Raw genomic sequence first — 20,180 nt, forward strand, 5'->3', positions numbered from 1 at the left:
AAACCGAAAAGCCGGTGGTAAGAAGACTCTTCCGGAATTGGATGAAAAGCCGACGTGACGATGACCGGGTGGTTAGTCTCGGGAAAGGACATCATATTACATTAGTCGGCGTGAGAGATGTTATCCATCCAACTTTGCGTAAGAGATCCCCTTGTCATGTTTGCGACGAGCGGGGGAAGATCAGCTTTTGATACACAAGGCCAATGCCAATCAGGACGGCTCCCAGGCCGATGAAGGACAAAGCTCGCAGAATGCCTTGGAGTTGCGCGAGGTCATAGAGGAATACCTTTAGAACGGCCGCGACGACAAAGAGTCCCGAGGCGACGCGTAGCTCACGCGAGGCCCACCAGAGCCCAAAAGCCAAAAGCACAATGCCGAGAACGAGCCAGACTGCCGAATAGGCGTAATTCTCGGCTTCCGACGCGCGTTTCGCCCAGCCGATCAAATCGGTTTCGAAGAAACGCCGCGTTTCCAGCGTCGCAAGCAAGAAAACGAGAGCGAGCGCCGTGATCCGCGCACCGATGACGAACCATTTCGGCCGCACGCCATCCGCCATCCGCGCCAAAGCGACGGCGAGTACGGCCGGCAGACCGTAGCTGAGAAGGATCGCATTGAAGAACAGCCCACCCTCGATCACCTCGCCGCTGAAATAGGGGTTTTCGATGAGGCCCAATCCGACGAAACTGACCAGCGCAGAGATCACGCCGAAGGCAAGCGACGCGAAGCGAAACACCGGGCTAGCCCGCATCGTATCGAGGCGCGTCAGCGCCAAGGAGAAGCCGAGCGAGGTGGTGGCAAAAAGGCCCTGCTCGATGAGGCCAGAGCCTCTCGCATAAGGATTGCCGCCGTTCAGCGCATGCCTGATCTCAAAGAAAAACAGCAATGTCGAGAATATCACCGACAAAGCCTGCGCGATCTGCACGGGCAGGTCTTCGCCCGACGCGCGGCGCATCACGCGTGCAGCGAGCCCGAACGCCACCGCTGGAACGCCATAGCCGAACAACAGCCAGTTGAGGATCGGTGTCGCGCCGAGATCGGCACCCACGATGCGCGGTTCATAGGCCAGCCGGCCGGCGACCACGAGGCCAAGCCCCGCGACCGCCCAACGCAGGGCCGGGATGGAAAGGCGACTTTCGACAATAGTTGCACCAAACGCGGCGAGGGCTAGTGCCACCGTCAACATGCCGCGATCAAGCACAAAGACGATGCCAAGCGCCAGAGCAGCCAAAGCGGCCGATGCCATGGCCCCGAGGCCGAGAAGTAATGCCGGCTGCGTCGCTTCGGAAAGGCGTTGCCGGAAGGCGATGGCAGCAAGTAAAAAGGCCACCGCCAGCACGCCAGCGATCGCACCGAACGGCAGGCTCGCGTCGCTGTGGGTCAGTCGCAAATAGGCGAGAGCAAGCGCCGCAAGCGGTGTCAATGTCGACGCACCAGCATAGACCAGCGCGATCGGCATGGGCCGGTCCGGTCCGCGATAAAGCGTTATCCCACTGAGCCAAGCGACCAAGCCCGGGCCAAGCGTGGCAAAGATGTAAAAGCGCCTCGGTTCGAGCGGGGTGAACCAGACCCATAGAACGTCCTGGACGAGTTTGACGGCCTCGGACGCCTCCGCGTCGCCAGGCCAAATCCATAAAATTGCAAGAACCAGGATGCCCGCACCGGCGATGACGCCGGCTGCGGGGAGAGCAAGAACCCCCGTCACTGAGAAAATCGCGACCACGGCTGCGCCGCTCAGTATCCAGGCGAGATCGAAGGCACCGGACTGCGCACCACTCAACAGAACAACAACCGTCAACCACCCGAAGGCGAGGGGTCCAAGAGTCGGAACCAGATCGTGTTTCGCTTCTTGTTCAGGCCCGACGATTCGATGATCAAATGTGAAGACGAGGCACGCCAACGCAGTCTGGATGACAATGTAAACGTAATTGGCGTGGGCCGATTCCGTGCCGCCAAGGCTCAACGTGAAACCCCAGACGATCGCGCCTGCCGCTCCCGCGACCGCGAGCCACTGCCAGGTGCGCAGCCGTGCAAGGCCATAAGTTGCCGCAGTGACGATGGCGAGATAGATGACGGCCGGCCAAGCGTCATGCGTGTCGGATTGGACGAGAAGCGGGGTCGCCAGTGTGCCCGCGAGGCCAATGCCCGCCAACGCCGGCCCGTGTAGCGCGGCGGCGGACATGGCGGCTAAACCGGCCGTTCCAAGCGCGACGAAGGCAACGGCTGGCCCGATGAAATGATAGAGCGCATGGGCGGCGTAGATGGCGCCGAATCCCGCGATCGTGCCGGCCGCGGTGAGCACTGCGGGTGTAAGTGTTGAATTGACAGGCTCTCCGGCGGCAAGCGCCACACCTGCTGTTTTCTCGCGGCGGCGCAAAACCTCGCCGGCGACGACCAGGATGAAGGCGAACAGGAGGCCAAGTGCCACGCGCGCGCCCGGGCCGAACCAACCCTGTTCGATCGAATAGCGCACAAGCAGAAGGCCACCGAGGGCCAGCGCGACACCACCGACATAGACCGCCCAGTGGGCCCCAAGCGCCTCTTCGAGACTGCGCCGTGGCGGCTGTGCAAAAAACGGCGGCGGCTCGACGGGTTCGGTTTTTTGTCCATGCAACACCGGACTTTCGGCCATACCGATGCTATCGCTTGCCCCCGCGACCTTCCACCCACCCCAGGGCATGATGTCTTCAGGTTGCTCCGCGGAGGGAGCTTGGCCCGTTTGTGTAGCGGGTGCCGCGGTCGGCGGGCCTTGCACGGCAGGCAATCGCGCTTCGAGCGCGCGGATCTTGCGCTCTGCGACTTCGAGGCGCCGGCGTGCGCCAATGGTCAGGAACAATCCGATAGGTCCGAGAAACATAAAGGCGACGCCAGCCAGCGCCAAAAATATCCACAATCCATCATCCATCGATCGATTCCAAAGCAATTTCTCTCAAATAAGTGGTGTTCGTCTGGTGTTGGAAATCACCTGCGGAATCCCGTCGAAGCTCTCTCACCCCGATCATGGAGGTCAGGGCGATTTTTCATCAGCGTCCCTGCTAACTCTTGCATATTCTGTCATATTCATCACACTTGGCCAAACGCAGCATCGGGAATCGGATGGAGGTCCTGACCAGGAAGGTCGCCAGGATCGGCTTCGGCCGGCCGATCAATTTCGCCCGCACCGAACCGGTCGCGGTGGCTGAGCATGGGCGCCGAACCGACGGCCAAGGGCAAGAGTGACTATGGGCGGGGCATCTCGCGAGGCCAGAGGAGTTTCCATTGCCCCGACAAGCAGCGACTCAAACTGTTCCGGGCCGCCAGCCCCGCGTGGGCGAACTTGTGCAGGTCCGCTCGCGACGTTGGCTCGTCGACGAAGTCATCGAACCAAAGAGTCCCGGACAGACTCTCCCGTTCGTCTTTCCTGTGCGGATGACGACGCCCAAGGCAATCGCCTAGAAGTAATCTGGGACTACGAACTCGACCGCTTGATCCTCGAAGAAGAGGGCTGGGCCGACCTCGCATCCAAGGGCTTCGATCAGCCGCGCCAGTTTGCGGCGTTCTTGCACACGCTCCGGTGGAACTGCATCTCAGCCACAGAGCCTAACTTGTTTCAGGCGCCCTTCCGCGCCGGGATCAAGATTGACGTCTAGCAGATGGAGCGGCACCGAAAGGCGCTTCGTCTGCCGCGCGTCAACCTCTTCATCACCGACGACACGGGTCTCGGCAAGACGATCGAGGCCGGTCTCGGCCGTCGCTTCCCCGATACGGAAAAGTTTTTCGTGTCAGAGGTTTCGGTCTATCGCCTGCTGAAGGCGCACGACCTGATCGCCAGCCCGGCTTTCATCCTCGTCTCCCGGCTGGTGACGAGGAGAATCTCAGGCGTGCTGGATTTCGTGAAACGATAGGGCAAAGCATTATATTGCACCCGAACAGCGTGATTCGCTGAGACCCTGCCCCCGGTATGCGGTGATGTGTATTTCCTGATGCATTTGAAACTCGAGGCTATCATGCATTGGATGCGAGGCGCCGTTCCTGTTCTCGCCAGCAGAGACGCGGCGAGGATCGCTGAGTTGGCCAGAAATTTGAGCCTTCCCCCGAAGTTGCTCTCTCTCGACGCACCGCCCGATGTCGCGGCGGGCCTTGGAGGTATCGGTCTCGTTTTGTGCCGGGCCTTTTTCCAAGACCTCGAATGTGCTGATGTGGGCACGCCTGGCCATCAAGGTTTACTATCTCGACATAACCCTGCGGGATCGATGTTCTCGAGGGCGGCCATCGCTCTGATACGGAAGCGAAAACAGCCGGCGTTGTCCTGTGCGGGGGCGTCGGATTCGGCATCACACCGACCGATCGCATAGCACTGATGCTCAATGCCACATTGCCCGAAGCGTATGAGCTGGCACTGGGCTTTGAGCCGACCATCCAACGATGTCTGCGGGCACCGCCGAGACGCTTGTTGAAGCGTTGGGCAAGAGCGGGACAATTGGGCGCGGCGGCCGGATCGTCGACCTTCCCATCGGCCGTGTAATGGTCTCTGGATCAGGCAGGGGATCATCCATGAAATCGTCGTTACGCGCGCAGGACGGGGAAATTGACACCCCTGGAACGCGCTCGCATTATAACATATTTGACAGGAGACTTTTGGTCGCGCGTCGATGAAGGACAAAACCGTCGCCATTCTTGAAAGCCGGATGCGTGACCACATTGCCAGTCTGGTCCGCAAGTATGGAGGCACGCCATTTTCGGCGCCCGCACTGGCTGAAATTCCGGATGTCGATCCTGCACACATCGACGAGTTGATCCGTGCCTGGAATTCTGCGCCGCCCGATATATTCATTTTTCAGACGGGCGTCGGGACACGCGCCCTGTTTGCTGCAACAGATTCGCTAGGGCTAACCGATGTGTTGTTGCAGCGACTGGCCTCGGCGCAGGTGGTCGTAAGGGGCCCCAAGCCGGCCACGGTACTGCACTCGCGCAAGGTGCGCATCGACCGCGCTGCTAGAGACCCTTTTACGACGCATGAGGTGCTTGCCGAAATGCATAGGACCCTGTTACGCGGCAAACGCGTCGTAGTGCAACGTCACGGTGAGACCAATCGTGAGTTACAGGCCGCGCTCGAAAGCGAGAGCGCGGACGTAATCGAAATCGTAACTTATCGCTGGGGCTTGCCGGAGGACACGGCGCCGTTGCTACGACTGATCGGCGCGCTTGGCCGCGATGAGATCGATCTCGTGGCGTTTACCAGCGCGTCGCAGGCGAGCAAACTTTTCACCGTCGCGCAAAACGACGGCAAAGAGGCGTCGCTTAAACAAAGTATTGGTCGAACGCTTGTCGCTTCAATCGGCCCGGTATGCAGCGTCGCGCTCCGCAAGTTCGCCGTAAGGGTCGATATCGAAGCAAACCCGCCGAAGCTCGGGCCGTTTATTGAGGCAATCAACGCGGTATTGTCCGACGGGCGTCCGTTGGGCAAATCATAACACTTGGAGTTTCGGCGTAAAACTCCAGCTGAAGTTTTTGAGAATTACAGGCAACACAATTAGAAATCGGTATAATTAAAAGCGAGCAGAGAAAAACCACGCCTCGGAGACGTCAAAAATGTTCATCGCCATGAACCGTTTCAAGGTTATCAAGGAAGAATGCAAAGCCTTCGAGGATTTGTGGGTGACACGTCAGTCGCATCTCGACGAGGTCAAGGGCTTCCAGGTATTTCACTTGCTGCGGGGTCCAGAACGCGAGGACTATGTGCTCTATTCATCTCATACAATATGGGCTCGCAAGAGGATTTTATGGCATGGACCAAGTCTGAACAATTCCGCGTGGCCCATCAACACGCGGGCGATCGCAAGCCGCTCACACTCGGTCACCCGGAATTCGAAGGGTTCGAAGTCATCCAGACGATCGAGACTACGCATCCGCCCACATAGTTGATGTTCCACAATTGGAATTGCGGTAAGGGCAGGCCGCTGCGGTCCATACAGCTTCAGAGCTTCTCGCTTCGAGCCGGAGGCGGGGCGGCCGTCGCGCTGTCGGCGGCGTAATCTCTGAGAGGACTCTCCCATCCGAAAACGCTCCGGCCTCCATAGGAATGGGATAGCCTTCGTTCTTCGGTAATCAGCGCTTCCACAGGAGGGCTTGACGTATGGCGTTCGACGAACCGAGCCTGGTCGTCGAGCCGCTTCAGCGCGGCGAGCTCTTCCTCGCGTCCGAGCTTCGCGCTTTGGACTGCTGATTTAAGCACCTGGATCGTCTGATCATAGACCCGAAGGGGCACAGGAAAGGGATGCCTATCCTTGCCACCATGCGCAAAGGAGAAACGCGCCGGGTCCGTAAATCGGTACGGTGCTCCGTGCACGACCTCGGCAACCATCGCCAGTGCGCGCACGGTCCGCGCTCCTACGCCCGGAACGAGCAGCAGTTCGGCGAAGTCGATAGGTGCCCGATCCGCTGCTGCAGTCAGATTGGCGTAAAGACGCGGCGCCAGCAGGTCGCTTGGACGGACATCGTGATGAGCCGGCATGACCAAATGAGGCAGAGGGAGCTGCATCGAAACGGTCTGTGTGTCGTGCGTTTCAGCCCGACTCGCCAGGGCCGACAATTCGCGCGCGATCCCGTCTGGACCCAAGGATTGCAGAACGCCAAGCTGAGAGTGGCGCGAGGCTCTGGCACGCTGATCGGTGAGATTGATGATCTCACCCTGCCCGATTCCATCGATGGCGGAGTGGGGTTCCTCGACAAAACTTTTCAGGCCTTCAGAAAGCCAGTGATACCGGCGAGCCTGCTTGCGGTCGCCATTCATCCCCTGCTGGACGACAACCCACTGGCCATCGTTGGTCGCAATGAAGCCGTGCAGATAGAGATCAAAGCCATCCTGAACGGCGGCGCTGTCCACCTTGGCGACGAGCCGGCTCGTATTTGCGAGCGCCGACCCGTCAAAGCCTACCCGCTCCCCGATTGAGATGAGCTCCTGCGGTGTTTGCCGGGAATGTTTGCCGCGGCCGCCACAGACATGGATCCCAAGCTCATTCGAGAGCGGAGCCAAGCCCCGCTTCAAGGCGCCGATCACACTCGTTGTGATGCCAGAGGAGTGCCAATCCATGCCCATCACCGCCCCGAAGGACTGGAACTAGAATGGATGAGCGAGGCGACGCAGCAGCTCGTCGCAGCCGTAATGATGGACGATCGCTTCGCTCATCACCGTGCCGAGGCGGGTCATGCGATCTGCCAGCCACTTTGGCACCTGCCCGCCATGCAGCGGAAGATCGGCGCTTCCAGCTCGTTGTGCCATTAGTTCTCTTGCGAATCGTTTGCTTACTTTGAAATTATACTTATCACCAAACCGCTGCCGATGGGCATAGGTCTGCGCAAGCGCTAGAGCCGAATAGGCCGGATCGAGTCACTTGTTCTCGTTGACAAACCTCCCAAAACCGCTTCTGCGACCATTTCGACATCATGACGCGTAGAACTCAAGCGTTCGAACTCGCCCATGGCATTTTCATTCAAGCGCTATCGCGCCCTGTTGACGCGCTTGCGCTTGAAGTCGCGCAAGATTTCCCGAGCGGCATTGTGGCCTGGCGCACCGGTGACGCCACCTCCCGGATGGCCTCCCGCACCGCACAAATAAAGACCCGCGATCGGACCTCGATAATCCGCGTGGCCCAACATCGGACGTGCCGAGAAGATTTGCCGCAAATCGAGCGCTCCGTGAAAAATATCACCGTCGATAAGTCCGAATGTTCTTTCAAGGTCGAGAGGGGAAAAGATCTGGCGTGCCAAAATCGAGGGCCGGAAATTCGGTGCATAATCATTGACCGTTTCGACCATGAGATCGGCGACGGTTTCACGGTCGTCATCCCATGAAGAGCCATCGGAGAGTTTCGGCGCGACATGCTGGCAGAACAGACTTGCAACATGTTGGCCACGCGGCGCGAGCGTGCCATCGAGTGTCGATGGAATGACCAATTCAATGATAGGGCGGCGCGACCAGCCAAAAGTACGCGCGTCGAAATAGGCCCGCTCCATATAGGCGAGGCTCGGGGCAATGATAATGCCAGAGGCGTGGTGCTCCGCCAGCGCGTGCCCCGGCAAATCGGTAAAATCTGGCAATTCGGACAGCGCGACATTCATGCGAAACGTGCCAGACCCGCAACGCCAGTTTTCCATCCGCCGCCGGAATCCTTCGGGCAAGGCGTGCGCCTCGACGAGATGAAGGTAGAGAAGTTTGGGGTTGATCCCCGCGGCGACGGCCGCAGCACGGATGGTTTCTCCCTTGTCTGTCTCAACGCCAATCGCGTGTCCGTTCTCGATTAGGACTTGGTGCACTCGCGTCGAAAGCCTAATGTCCACGCCATGCGCGGTGGCAGCTTTCGCCATGGCTTGGGTGATGGCGCCCATGCCGCCGATCGCATGGCCCCAGACGCCTTTCCTACCGTTCACCTCGCCGAAGCCATGGTGCAAGAGAACATAGGCGGAGCCCGGCGTGTAGGGGCTTGCATAATTGCCGACTACACTGTCAAAGCCGAAGGCGGCCTTAATTGGCGCGCTTTCGAACCAACCGTCGAGGAAATCGCCAGCTGAAGCGGCGAAGAGATCGAGCAAATCGCGCTGCAGATCGAGTCCGAGGCCTCGAATTCTGTTGACTACCCGGCCGGCCTTGAGAAGTTCGGTGATCACGGCGAAAGGGCTGCCCTCGACGACATTTGGCGGCGTCTCGAGCACGCTGGCACGCAAGATATTCGCAATGGCCGCCAAGCGGCTTTGATAATCATCCAGACGCTCTGCATCCCGCGCCGAGAATTTCGCCACCTCTCGTTTCGTGTGGCTGCCGCCGACCTTCAAAAAGCTTCCGTCGCCCAAAGGCAGGAAGTTAGAGACCGGGCGCTCGACGATCCGCAGTCCATGCACGGCAAGATCGAGGTCACGAATGATTTTTGGGTTCAAAAGAGAAACAGCATACGACGCGACCGAATTACGAAAGCCTGGACTAAACTCTTCCGTAACCGCGGTGCCTCCAGCAACGGGGCGCTGATCGAGCACCAATACCTTGAGACCGGCCATTGCCAGATAGGCGGAGCAAACAAGACCATTGTGGCCACCGCCGATGATGACCACATCGTACATCATCCGCCCTTTCACAAACCATGAATGGCGAGGATCATACTGCAAAAGGCGCGTTTGGACAGAAGCGCCGCGTGCGAATAGAAGCATCAGCTCCCGGCTGGCGGCCCCTCAAATGGTCAACAAGGAGTGTCATTAGGGTTGGCTTTTGCTGGTTCAAGCTCTATGGGGGAAAGGCATAATATATGCCACTCACTTTCTCACAGCCCCACGACTCGAATGAACAGAGTGCGGCAAGCCTTTGAGCCAACGATCCGCCGGGCCTTTCACCTTTATTGGCGCTGGACAAGGGGGGTGACACTCGGTGTTCGCGGGTTCGTGATTGATAAAGACCAAAGGATCTTTCTTGTAACGCATACCTATGTCCCCGGCTGGCAATTGCCGGGTGGCGGGGTGGAACCCGGAGAGACGATGGCCGAGGCCCTGGCTCGCGAACTCGTGGAGGAGGGCAATATCGAAATTCTCGAGCCGCCGGTGTTGCACGGCCTGTTCTTCAACAGCCGGATATCACAGCGCGACCACGTTGCGGTATTTATTGTGCGCTCCTTCCGCCAGCAGCGCGTGCCAGTACCCAATTGGGAGATCGCCGCACACGGCTTTTTTTCTCACGACGCTCTTCCTGAGAATACGACCCCCGGAACACGTGCCCGCATCGCCGAGGTCATGTTGGGCGCACCTCTTTCAGAACGGTGGTGAAGTGACGAAATAGGTCCACGTTGCTGCGTGTCGGCAAGCTCCGCGGCACCACGGCCGAGAGCGCCATCGCTCGGCTGCGAGGCACGCCCTGGGATGTGAGACGACAATGGCAAGTGTTTGATTTTACAGCGAGCAGCTACGGGCCGGCCAGCGACATTGACAAGTAATAGTCGTTAACGTGTCAATGCCACTCGGATCACGGCCTATTTCCCCAATCGCCCGTCGGTAAGTTTCCTATGCCCGAATCCCGCCGCCTCCAGTCCGTCCAAACGCCGATCATCCCATTGATCGCCGACCTCATCAGGGCCCATCCGGGCACCATTTCACTTGGCCAAGGCGTTGTTAACTATGGGCCCCCGTCCGCAGCCGTCACGGAAATCGCGCGGTTCCTCGCCGAGCCGTCGAATCACAAGTATCAGGATGTATCCGGGGTCCTTCCGCTCCGGGAAGGCATTACCCAAAAACTCGCGGCTGAGAACTGTATCGAAGTCGGTGAGGTCCACGGGAACCGTCTCATGGTCACCGCAGGCGGAAACCAGGCCTTCCTCAATGTCGCCCTCGGGATCCTCGATCCGGGCGACGAGGTCATCCTTCCTGTCCCATATTATTTCAACCACGAGATGGCCATCACCATGGTCAACGCTCGTCCGGTTCTCGCGCCGACCGACAGCAACTACCAACTGGATCTCGGAGCTCTCCGCGCCGCGATCACGCCGCGCACCCGTGCTATCGTGACCGTTTCGCCCAACAACCCGTCGGGTGCAGTGTATCCAGAAACGACGCTACGGGCGGTCAATGCGCTCTGCGCGGAACATGGAATCTATCATATTAGCGACGAGGTCTACGAATACTTCACCTTCGACGACGCTCGCCACTTCTCGCCGGCGTCGATTCCTGGCGCATCCGCTCACACGATTTCGCTGTTTTCTATGTCGAAGGCTTACGGGTTTGCCAGCTGGCGCATCGGCTGGATGGTCTTTCCCACAGAGCTTGAGCCGGCGATGCAGAAGATTCAAGACACCGTTATTATATGCCCGCCGGTGATTGCCCAATATGCCGCTGCCGGCGCCCTCAGCCAAGGACGCACATTCGTAAAGGAGAAGGTCCGCGCGCTCGCGGAGACGCGCGCAATGGTGCATCGCCAACTTCGTATTCTGGAAAAAGCCGGTCTGACAGACGTCAATCCCGCGTCAGGTGCTCTGTACTTCATCCTACGCCTGCGGTCGCGACTGAAACCGCTGGCGTATGCGACGCGTCTAATCCGCGAACATGGAGTGGCGGTGATCCCCGGCGACGCTTTTGGCCTCGCGGAAGGGTGCCACCTCCGAGTCGCTTACGGCGCCCTGCAACCTGCCACGGCCTTGGAAGGCATCGGGCGTTTGGTCGCCGGCGTGCAAGCACTGCGGGACTGAGCCTCTTCATATCGCGTTACACGCGACGCGACGTAAAGGTACGCCTGCGCCGTTCTAGAATACTATAATCGCACGGACACACTTTTCTCTGAACAAGGATCCACCGGTGCCGCGGCGCTGCGGCCAGCATCTGCGCTAACAACGCTACACAGCTTTTGTATCGCAAGGCTATTGGATGACGAGGCGTTGTCACATCGCTGAAAAAAACGCGAGAAGTCTGCGTCTCGAATATTTTCAAACGACCGCGACTGCCTTCGCGCCACATGTTCATAGCCGGCGCACGAAATTCTCGGTGCGTCCTTGCAGAAATGCGATGACGTTGGACGTTGAAAGTGTGTAGGTGGCTGCGTAAGTTGAGAGAACTCTTTGTGCTGACCCAGGACACTTGAAAACCTGCATCTTGCATTCTTGTCGCCGGATCCGTTGTTGCGAATTCTCGGCTCGATTGTTTGCCACCGACCGCCATGATATTCCCGATACGAAGAGCGAGCGACAGTTAAACTTCGTGGTCACGGCGAATGCTATCGTGTTCGAGCGGGACAAAACCGGCAATCCTCAAGAGGTAAGAACGTCAGGATTAACATGCAATAGGGCATTGTCGCTCATTGCCCCGGCTTCGACATCCAATTCACAATATGCTCTATAAAGCTCTACACTTTCGTGATGGGGAGCTCGATTTCGATGTTAAAGAAAACCATGACCGGAGTGGCGTTGTCCGCTGCCGTTCTCCTGGGAGCCCCGCCGGCCAGGGCACAGTCGTTTCAGAGTGTCGTCGAGACCTTTTACAATGACGAATTTCGAGCTCACCCGATCGCTGCGACAGACATTGGCGTGCATGATTTCGACGCCGAGGTCGATGATCTGAGCCGAGATGCCAAGGCTAAAAACGCAGCGCGGCTGCACAAGGCGCTCGATACGCTCTCAGCAATCGATCCGGCGACGCTGTCAGCCGGCGACCGCGATGATCGGGAGATGCTGATCGGCAGCATCAAAGGAAAGCTTCTGGACCTTGAGACGATAAGGTACTGGCAGAAGGACCCGGACATTTACGTGAACATCGCAACCTCGGCAATCTTCAACCTCATTCATCGGGATTTCTCGCCGCTCGCGGATCGCTTGCGGTCGGTCATCGCCCGCGAGAAGCAGATTCCGGTATTGCTCGCGACCGGCAAGATCAATGTCGAGCATCCGCCGCTGGCGTTCGTCGACATCGCGATCCGCAATGTCGCGGGCTCAATCGATTTCCTGAAGTCAGGCGCGCCTGCGGCCTTTGCCCCCGTGGAGGACCAAGAGCTCAAACGTGAATTTACCGTGACGAATGAGTCCGCGATCGCCGCCTTTGACAATTATAAGACCTATCTCGAACAGGAGTTGAAATTTAAGGCGGATGGCGATTTCGCGCTCGGCTCCGACTTGTTCGCCAAGCGCCTGACCTATTACGAGATGGTTGATATTCCGCCGAACAGACTGCTCGGTATTGCTTATGCGAAGCTGCATACAGACCAAGACGCCTTGTTCGAGGCGGCCCAAGAGGTCGATCCAACAGCGCCAATCGAGACCGTGGTGAAGGAGATTCGCGCACAGCATCCAACATCCGATACACTGATCCAGACCGCGAGTGATGACCTCGCCGGCCTGCGTGCTTTTATTCTCAACCACCACATCGCGACCATTCCCAATGATCTCCTGCCTAAAGTCGAAGAAACCCCGGGTTTCCAACGCGCGATGGCCGCGGCGGCAATGGACCCACCCGGCCCCCTGGAATGGCGTGCGACGCAGGCCTTTTACTATGTCACGCCACCTGAAGCAGGGCTCGCAGCGGACAAGCTCGAACAATATCTCGAAGCCTACTACTTCGCCGGGCTTGAAATCATATCGACGCATGAGGTCTGGCCGGGCCATTTCATGCAATATTTGACAGCACGCGCTCATCCCGACTGGTCGCTGGCGCGGCGGATGGCCGAATCCTATTCCACCGCCGAGGGCTGGGCTCATTACACCGAGCACATGATGGTTGAGCAAGGCCTTGGCGACGGCAACCCGAAGCTGAAGGTTGCCCAATTGGAAATGGCATTGCTGCGCGATTGCCGCTTCATCGCGTCGATCGAAATGCACACCAAAGGCAAGAGCCTCGACGAAGCTACAAAGATCTTCACGAATGAATGCGGTTCGCCGGAGCCCGAGGCCCGGCGCGAAGCCTATCGAGGGACGAGGGATCCTGGGTACATCAACTACACGCTCGGAAAGCTTGAAATCTTGAAATTGCGCGACGATTACCGCGCGAAGATGGGCACTCAGTTTTCCCTGATTGACTTTCATGATCGCCTGCTCGCAGGCGGCTTGGTCCCCATCAAGATCATCCGCCGCGAGATGATGGGCGTGGACGGCTCGGTTCTCTGATGGTCCGAGGCAGCCGCGAGAGCTGCTGTCAAATCACTCTCGCCCTGCCGACGTTCCCGGATTGGTGGTGAGGATTAGAGCCGAAGCAGTTCGACGAGGGTCAAGAGCGCATGCCTGTCAGCCTTCCTCATTGCGAATGCCCGTCCAACAATCCAGCCCACGAAACGTCGCCGTTCTCGCAAACCACATCGCCATTCTTTTTAGTGATTTGAAGCAAAAGCTTGCAGGCGGCTTGTCGTCTGACATGTTTTCGTCCCCATCCACCGCGGTTTTGCTCCGTTGCTACAGACAAGACTTGCCGGCGCGCCTGCTTATTCCCGGTGTCTAGAAAACTCCTGGCGCGGTGGCCGCACCAGACAAGTCGGCGCGCTCGGTAGTTCCGGGGAATCACGAGTTGAACTCCAACGAGCGCTACATCGACGGCAAACTTGGCCATCTCCAATGCCCGGGCTCCCTCGCAGCTATCGATTTGGACCTTTGCAACCCATTTCGCAGATCGTTCGACGACTGCCCGAACCCACTGGCCGTAGTTGATCTCGTCTATCGGATTGTCGTTCAGATTGCCTATGCCCTTACGTATTAAAAAATCGGACAGATGGCAGAACACGACCGGCCATCATCCCACAATCCGATGCTATATCTCGTGACCCAACCAGAAAGAACGTTCGAGTCGCGCAGAGTCCCTTTATGTCTATTGTCCCGCGCTCCTCGAAGATGAAGTTGGGCGCAGTGAGCGAATGGAATGGCTCGCTGACTTGAATTCGCCCTGGTACTCCCTGCGACTCCATTCGAGAGGCCATGTTAACGGCTTCGCCCCACACATCATAGGCGATGCGCGTTTCCCCAATCACACCAGCAATCGCCGGGCCGCAGTGAATGCCGAGCCGCAATTTCAATCTGCGATTTCCAAGCGGAGGATATTCGTCGATCATCTCGAGCATGGCAAGCGCGAGCCGGGCGATCCTAATTGCTCCAGCAATGTCCGCTTCCTGCAGTCTAGCGACCGCCATGTAGCTGTCGCCTATGGTCTTGATCTTCTCTGCGCCATGGGTCTCGCAAAGTGCATCAAAGGCGCACACAAGGCTGTCGAGATAATCGACCACCTCGCCAGGAGGTAAGTTATGGGCTGCGCCCGTGAAGTCGACAAGGTCGGCGAAAAGGACGCTTAGGTTTTCGATACGGTCGGCAACTCTCTCTTCGCCCGACTTGAGGCGAGCCGCGATCGAGGACGGCATTACGGTTTCGATAAGTGCCTCTGAGCGCATGTGCTGCTGCTGCAGTTCAGATTCGGCCCGCCGCAACGCAGCTAAGGCGCAGAAAATCATTATTGCGTTGATAGCAATCGCGTTGATCATCGCCTGATCAGAAAGGGCCCGACGGAAACTGGCATCCGTAACCAACAAAAACCCCCGTTCGGGCGCGAATTGCATCACGAAGATGAGCGCCGCGCACGCTAAAATGAACCAGACCAGAAAAAGACGCCACTGCTCGATGCCAAACATGAACAGCATTGCCCCAGCAAGCGTGAAATAAATGTGGAGGCCACTGTCTCGACCAAGTATCCATACAATGAACAGTTGGCCCATCATAATCAACGACAGCAGCGTGATCGCTGCCGCGTTGTCGCCAAAACGATGCAGTCGAGGAATCATGAGGGCCACGACTATAATGAGCGCATTGTATACGTGAACAATCGCTAAAGCTTGGAACGCATGGACAATATTGATGACGAAATGCTGCCCGGCATTCGCCGCAGTCGCGTAGGCGGCAACATTGGTGAACCGCTGGCGTCTTCCGACTTGCGGGTCCGACGTGACTATCCCAACTGAGACCAGGCGGTCGAGCCAGGACGGGAATTCGAAACCGTGCTTCGGTTGACTACGAACAAGGTCGCGCAATCGATTCATCGAATTGTCCCTAATCCCTTGCAGAATGAAAGGTTTCCCTTCGTTTGTGCACGAAAATGGTGACGGGATAAGGTGAGATAGCGTATTGGGTGGATATTCGACACGTCAACTCCTCTCTCGAAGGAGTACACCGCGACCAACACTAACTATACGGTCTCCGAGCCAGAACCTTTTTCCAATCCACTGGCCGGGCGCTTCTGCTAGCTTCCAGATTCCATGGCCGAGTCCCCTCGTTGCACGCCCAGGATCTCGTATGGGTCTTTGTCCACCACTTCCTCTCGAAGGTATTGAAGGCGCCAGATTCGTGCCTCGTATCGGTTTACGATTTGGTTCCGATCTGCGTTGGTCGATGTCACATTATCGCTTGAAGTCCAATGTCTTTTCAAGACTAGTTTCTCGCGCGCGGTATCAACTTGCTGGATTTACAACGTCGAGTCGCCCTTTGAAGGCATTTTGCGGTCTTGCCACACTGTCAGCGGAATCGGCATTCTCGGAAGGCGAGAGTTCGGATACAATTCTCGAAATAATTTCGGAAGATATCGGAAACCCATGCAGCGCTCGCAAACTTCCTTTCTTTTTGATCTCGATGGCACGCTCGTTGATAGCGTTTATCAGCACGTGCTGGCTTGGCACGAAGCGCTGAAGATCGAAGGGATCAATCTCTCCATATGGCGCATCCACCGCAAGGTCGGGATGAGTGGCGGCCTTTTTACAAACATGCTTCTCCGAGGGACCGGACAGGAGATCAGCCCTGAGCGGGTCGAACGACTGCGAAACCTTCACACCGCGGCATACAAACGGCAATCGCTTGATGTACAACCTCTCCCCGGCGCGCGGGAGCTGCTTACATATTTGACCGACGCTCAAATTCCCTGGGCAATCGCGACCAGCGGTCACATGGAGACTGCACGGCCGGTGTTGGCGCAACTCGGAATCGATTTTGATCACGTTGTGATCGTTACCCGCGATCAAGTGAGATTTGCCAAACCCGATCCGGATCTTTTTCTGACCGCTGCGGTACGGTTGGGAGTTGAAATTGGGACAGCATCGGTCGTTGGCGACAGCGTCTGGGACATGCTGGCGAGCCGCCGCGCCCGGACATTGGGAATTGGTCTATTGGCCAGGAAGAGCTGGAGCGCGCGGGGGCGTATCGCGTCTACGAAGATCCCGCCGACCTTTTGCGTCACATCGATGAGGTTGCCGATCGGCAATGAAAGGATCGCTATCCGGCTGAGACCCTGGGTGTCCAGTGCTAGGCTCGGGCCCATCAATTGCCTTGCGGTCTCGCGCAAGGCTTCATTTGGATGATTTGTTTTTGCTTTCCGAGCTGCAGATGCGCCGTATCAAGCCGTATGTTCCGCTGTTGTATGGGATCGCGAGGGTGGATGACCGTCAGGTAGTCGGCGGGATTTCCGCATGCGATTGAAGGCGTTTACATACATGCGCCTCAACCCGGGTCGAGCAGGCACAGCGGGGCTGCGCGAAAGGTGATGACCGCGACATCGCGGCGCGCGACCTCATTGGGCTCCAGCGCACGGATCGCCGTCACGCCGTGAAAGACCCGATTGTCCTGCAGGAAGACGGCATCCAGAGGGTCGGTGAGCGTGAAGTCGCCCAAGTGGCGGTGATCCAGGCCGTAGATCGTCGTGACCCCGCGTTCGACATTCTTTCGGTTGACAAGCATGACGAGCACCCAGTCGACGCCGTCGCGATGCAGCCCCTAGGGCGTTGGCTGGCCGATTTGTCCGGGGTGGGCTTCGATCCGGAACTGATGCAGCTCCACGTGCCAAGCCTGCGGCCTGTCCGGCGCTGGCGTCAATGCGTCAAACACCTTCCGGCCGGCATAGAGAAGACCCAAGGTGACCGGATGGGTGGCGACGGCCTCGGTCACCGGTTCGAACCAACGCTCGATGCCCCCATTGAGTAGGTTGTAATCTCGGCTCTGATAATGCGGCTGGTGCGCCTTGCGGACAATGCCTTCGGAGGAAACGGCGAAGGCGGCGAAGCGTCGGCGGCGATAACGGCCGCCGTCGGCCATGTAGGTGTCGACGCCGAGGCCTCCCAACTCGCTGCGAAGGATGGCCATTCGGCAAGCGCCGTAGGCGTCAGGAGGGCACGGAATTGCTCGGCAGGTGCGAAACTAAACCCCGCAAATCGAACTTCCTCGACGATGACGGAAATATCCCCGGTCATCGAGCGTCCAGGGCGCCGGAGTGACATGAATCGAGTGATGGTGCCCGACGCACAATCATTAGCTTGGCGATTTACTGCATTTCGAAAATTGACATTGGTCCGAAAGCTCGGTGCTGAAGGCGAACGTAGTGTTGGCGACAACCTCGGAGTGCGAGCCCGTAGGCTGACGTTCAAGATGTTGATCAAGCTCGAGCGAAGCTCTGAGGCCAAATGCCTTGCTAAGATCCGTGTTCACTATCATGTTCAAACGGCAATGACCAACGCCCAGGAAAAAAGACTGATCGAGGCCTTAGGATAGCGCAGGCCGCAGCCGAATCGCCGCGCGGAGCCGCGCCCCTGGCGCCGTCGTACACATCAAGACGCGAAACGACAGAGACGACGGCGCGCCGCACCGGAAAGCCGATTGACTAGTAACTTTAGGTGCTCAGCTTTTCACTGAAAAAATCCTCGCCTGCGTCTTAGTCATATGCGGACGCCCCCGTTTGGCAAGGGTTTCGGTGGCTTTGACACGTTAATGGTTATTGCTTGTCAATAGTGGCGCCCAGCCCTCAACTGCCGCAAGAAAAATCAATCGCTGGCGTCCCCACAAACCGAAATGGCTTCAAAAGCGCCATACCCTGACGGAGTTATATTAACGAGATTTTCCAGGCTTAAGAATGAATGTCCATCAGCCTCGCCGCTCGTTCTCTATGAGTTGATGCACTTCAAAGTCGATCTCAATGTTTCGCGATTGCGCCATTTCCATGCTCCGCTACTGTATTTGAACGAGCTCTGTTCATTCGCTGGTCACAGACGGTGAGATCGTCGGCGCTTCGCCGAGGTTTCCCGCCGTATCCGGCTTCAATGGCCGCCGATTTCCGAGCGACGTGATTTTGCTGTGCGTGCGCTGGGCAAGGCACCTCCGGTCCTAACGGGAGAGAAAATCCGCGACGCGCTTGATGGCGTCGGCACGCGCCGCAGGGTTCGTCCCGGTATGCGCGCTGCTGCTGCCATTGGCCGTAAAGGCGAGACCATCGACAGTGTGCGCCGGCAAGTCTGGGTGATCGAAATCGTGATAGGCTTGCGGATAGACAACGATATCGACTTTTTCCCCATGCGCCTTCGCCTTCGCGGCGAGATCGGCGCACGGCGCCGCGGGCGTCCAGTCATCATCGGCGCCGATCAGGACGAGGAGCGGCATGCGGGACGCCCAGCGGCCATGTTCGAGCGGGACCCGACAGCCCGGGTAAAACGCGATGGCGCGGGCGAAATCGACGCCGTCCGGGGCGTTGTTAGGCTCTACGGCATAAAGCGTCGACGAGCCACCGTTCGACCAGCCAAGAAGGGAAATCGACGTCGTGTCGACGTCATCGCGGGCGGCCAAGAAGCGCAAGGTCGCATTGGCGTCTGCAACCCTTTCCCGGCTCGGGCGAACCTCCCGCTCGCTCTCCTTGCATTGCGATCCAAGGCCGCGCGAGCCAAAACTGTCTGGAAACAGAACGATAAATCCTGACATCGACAACCGTTCGCCCCAGTCGGCATGGCGTGCACTCGGAGCGCCGCTTTTGTCATTGAGCCCAGCGCATCCATGCAGCGCAACGACCGCCGGATGACGGCCGGCGGTCTCAGGCGTATACAACCAGCCCTGGAGTGTTACGCCGTCGTATCCTGGTAAGGCCACCCTTTGAGGCGCCGCCTGCGCCGCCACCATGGCGAAAATTGAGGCGAAAACACTCGCGATCAAAAAGCGCACGATCCACATGGCTGAATTCCTCGAAAAATCTTGGTTATAACCAGCCTTACTGCGGACTGAATTAATCCGGTATTTTGAATTTCGCTCGTCAATAGAGAAAATTTCCTGATCCCTTGAGTCGGCTTTGACATGTCTGAATGCGCCCGCTGATCAAGAGTTATTTTGCGGCGACTTTTTTCTTGAATTTGAGTGCCGGTCGCTCTACGATGATATCCCATCCGATTGCCGCCATTGCAGACTGCATTGCAGATCGGAAGCGTTTCCGGCGACCGCTCATCGTTTGTTTCGAGGCGTCGTCCGGAATTAACACCGCTTGTTTGATGCGAACTTGATCATCAGCAACCCAGACAAGCGCGTCCCCCAGCAACGTCTTGCGTGCCTGCACTGCCTCAATCACAGAATCTACGATCGGCTCGACCTTTAGCCGCGGACTCAAAGCATTCAATTGCCTGTAGCCACGTTCCTCAAAGGAAGCGATGCCTGTTTCCAGGTTCGCGTCCCAATGTTGCAATTCCGCGCGGCTTCCACCAACTAAGTATCCGCCATGACGTTCGATTGTGAATTGCAGTCTAGGCGGATTCCATTTCAAAGTTTCTGCTCGATCTAGTTTACGAGCCTCCATCTTGGTGTAGTTGGAGCCTGACAATTCATCCCAGCAAGATTGAAGCAACCCCACGACCCGCGCCTTCAAAGGTATCGGCGATCGGCCCGCTCGGCAGATCCTTCAACTGCGCCACCAACTCATCCTTTTTG

Annotated in this window: 11 protein-coding genes and 5 pseudogenes; 8 read left to right on the forward strand and 8 right to left on the reverse strand. The window is 57.9% G+C overall.

Annotated elements, in window-relative coordinates; genetic code table 11:
- Positions 1-154 precede the first annotated feature (154 nt).
- Positions 155-2,902, reverse strand: a complete 2,748-nt coding sequence (locus QEV83_RS08960; RefSeq protein ID WP_280130845.1) for a DUF2339 domain-containing protein — start codon at positions 2,900-2,902, stop codon at positions 155-157.
- Between the two features lie 353 nt (positions 2,903-3,255).
- Here QEV83_RS08960 and QEV83_RS08965 point away from each other — a divergent pair, with 353 nt between their 5' ends.
- The 4 genes and pseudogenes from QEV83_RS08965 to QEV83_RS08980 all read left to right on the forward strand — a co-directional run bounded on the left by QEV83_RS08965 (position 3,256) and on the right by QEV83_RS08980 (position 5,897).
- On the forward strand, positions 3,256-3,432 hold the full coding sequence (locus QEV83_RS08965; protein ID WP_280130846.1) for a hypothetical protein: 177 nt from the start codon (positions 3,256-3,258) through the stop codon (positions 3,430-3,432).
- 197 nt (positions 3,433-3,629) lie between these two features.
- Complete coding sequence (locus QEV83_RS08970) at positions 3,630-3,881, forward strand: hypothetical protein (protein ID WP_280130847.1); 252 nt, start codon at positions 3,630-3,632, stop codon at positions 3,879-3,881.
- 747 nt (positions 3,882-4,628) lie between these two features.
- Positions 4,629-5,450 (forward strand): uroporphyrinogen-III synthase, encoded by an 822-nt coding sequence (locus QEV83_RS08975; protein ID WP_280130848.1) that lies wholly within the window; start codon positions 4,629-4,631, stop codon positions 5,448-5,450.
- Between the two features lie 118 nt (positions 5,451-5,568).
- A pseudogene (locus QEV83_RS08980) lies at positions 5,569-5,897 on the forward strand (antibiotic biosynthesis monooxygenase).
- A gap of 56 nt (positions 5,898-5,953) precedes the next feature.
- Here QEV83_RS08980 and QEV83_RS08985 read toward each other — a convergent pair.
- Positions 5,954-7,258 (reverse strand): annotated as a pseudogene (locus QEV83_RS08985) (DUF763 domain-containing protein).
- Positions 7,259-7,476: 218 nt separating this feature from the next.
- Positions 7,477-9,093 carry an NAD(P)/FAD-dependent oxidoreductase gene (locus QEV83_RS08990; protein ID WP_280130849.1) on the reverse strand — a complete coding sequence of 539 codons (1,617 nt, stop codon included), beginning with the start codon at positions 9,091-9,093 and terminating at the stop codon, positions 7,477-7,479.
- Between the two features lie 213 nt (positions 9,094-9,306).
- On the opposite strand from QEV83_RS08990, the gene QEV83_RS08995 reads away from it, so the two are divergent.
- Complete coding sequence (locus QEV83_RS08995) at positions 9,307-9,783, forward strand: NUDIX domain-containing protein (RefSeq protein ID WP_280130850.1); 477 nt, start codon at positions 9,307-9,309, stop codon at positions 9,781-9,783.
- A 284-nt stretch (positions 9,784-10,067) separates the two neighbouring features.
- Positions 10,068-11,195, forward strand: coding sequence for a pyridoxal phosphate-dependent aminotransferase (locus QEV83_RS09000; RefSeq protein ID WP_280130851.1), 1,128 nt, complete (start codon positions 10,068-10,070; stop codon positions 11,193-11,195).
- 241 nt (positions 11,196-11,436) lie between these two features.
- Here QEV83_RS09000 and QEV83_RS09005 read toward each other — a convergent pair.
- Positions 11,437-11,648, reverse strand: a pseudogene (locus QEV83_RS09005) (IS6 family transposase); the annotation flags it as partial.
- Between the two features lie 228 nt (positions 11,649-11,876).
- Here QEV83_RS09005 and QEV83_RS09010 point away from each other — a divergent pair.
- On the forward strand, positions 11,877-13,595 hold the full coding sequence (locus QEV83_RS09010; protein WP_280130852.1) for a DUF885 domain-containing protein: 1,719 nt from the start codon (positions 11,877-11,879) through the stop codon (positions 13,593-13,595).
- A 572-nt stretch (positions 13,596-14,167) separates the two neighbouring features.
- Here the strand turns inward: QEV83_RS09010 and QEV83_RS09015 are convergent.
- Positions 14,168-15,502 (reverse strand): adenylate/guanylate cyclase domain-containing protein, encoded by a 1,335-nt coding sequence (locus QEV83_RS09015; RefSeq protein ID WP_280130853.1) that lies wholly within the window; start codon positions 15,500-15,502, stop codon positions 14,168-14,170.
- 549 nt (positions 15,503-16,051) lie between these two features.
- Between QEV83_RS09015 and QEV83_RS09020 the strand changes: the two are divergent.
- A pseudogene (locus QEV83_RS09020) lies at positions 16,052-16,716 on the forward strand (HAD family hydrolase).
- Between the two features lie 233 nt (positions 16,717-16,949).
- Here QEV83_RS09020 and QEV83_RS09025 read toward each other — a convergent pair.
- From QEV83_RS09025 to QEV83_RS09035, 3 genes and pseudogenes are all read right to left on the reverse strand, one after another.
- Positions 16,950-17,588 (reverse strand): annotated as a pseudogene (locus tag QEV83_RS09025) (2OG-Fe dioxygenase family protein).
- 1,014 nt (positions 17,589-18,602) lie between these two features.
- A complete protein-coding gene (locus QEV83_RS09030) occupies positions 18,603-19,436 on the reverse strand; it encodes a dienelactone hydrolase family protein (RefSeq protein ID WP_280130854.1) in 834 nt (277 codons plus the stop codon).
- 148 nt (positions 19,437-19,584) lie between these two features.
- Positions 19,585-20,103, reverse strand: coding sequence for a hypothetical protein (locus tag QEV83_RS09035; RefSeq protein ID WP_280130855.1), 519 nt, complete (start codon positions 20,101-20,103; stop codon positions 19,585-19,587).
- Between the last annotated feature and the right edge of the window lie 77 nt (positions 20,104-20,180).

The organism is Methylocapsa sp. D3K7, assembly GCF_029855125.1.
Lineage (GTDB): Bacteria > Pseudomonadota > Alphaproteobacteria > Rhizobiales > Beijerinckiaceae > Methylocapsa.

What these genes read in the sequence shown, in the direction of transcription:
- QEV83_RS08960 (WP_280130845.1), bottom strand. Translation starts at nt 2,902, where the DNA reads ATGGATGATGGATTGTGGATATTTTTGGCGCTGGCTGGCGTCGCCTTT.
- QEV83_RS08970 (WP_280130847.1), top strand. Translation starts at nt 3,630, where the DNA reads ATGGAGCGGCACCGAAAGGCGCTTCGTCTGCCGCGCGTCAACCTCTTC.
- QEV83_RS08975 (WP_280130848.1), top strand. Translation starts at nt 4,629, where the DNA reads ATGAAGGACAAAACCGTCGCCATTCTTGAAAGCCGGATGCGTGACCAC.
- QEV83_RS08990 (WP_280130849.1), bottom strand. Translation starts at nt 9,093, where the DNA reads ATGATGTACGATGTGGTCATCATCGGCGGTGGCCACAATGGTCTTGTT.
- QEV83_RS08995 (WP_280130850.1), top strand. Translation starts at nt 9,307, where the DNA reads ATGAACAGAGTGCGGCAAGCCTTTGAGCCAACGATCCGCCGGGCCTTT.
- QEV83_RS09010 (WP_280130852.1), top strand. Translation starts at nt 11,877, where the DNA reads ATGTTAAAGAAAACCATGACCGGAGTGGCGTTGTCCGCTGCCGTTCTC.
- QEV83_RS09015 (WP_280130853.1), bottom strand. Translation starts at nt 15,502, where the DNA reads ATGAATCGATTGCGCGACCTTGTTCGTAGTCAACCGAAGCACGGTTTC.
- QEV83_RS09030 (WP_280130854.1), bottom strand. Translation starts at nt 19,436, where the DNA reads ATGTGGATCGTGCGCTTTTTGATCGCGAGTGTTTTCGCCTCAATTTTC.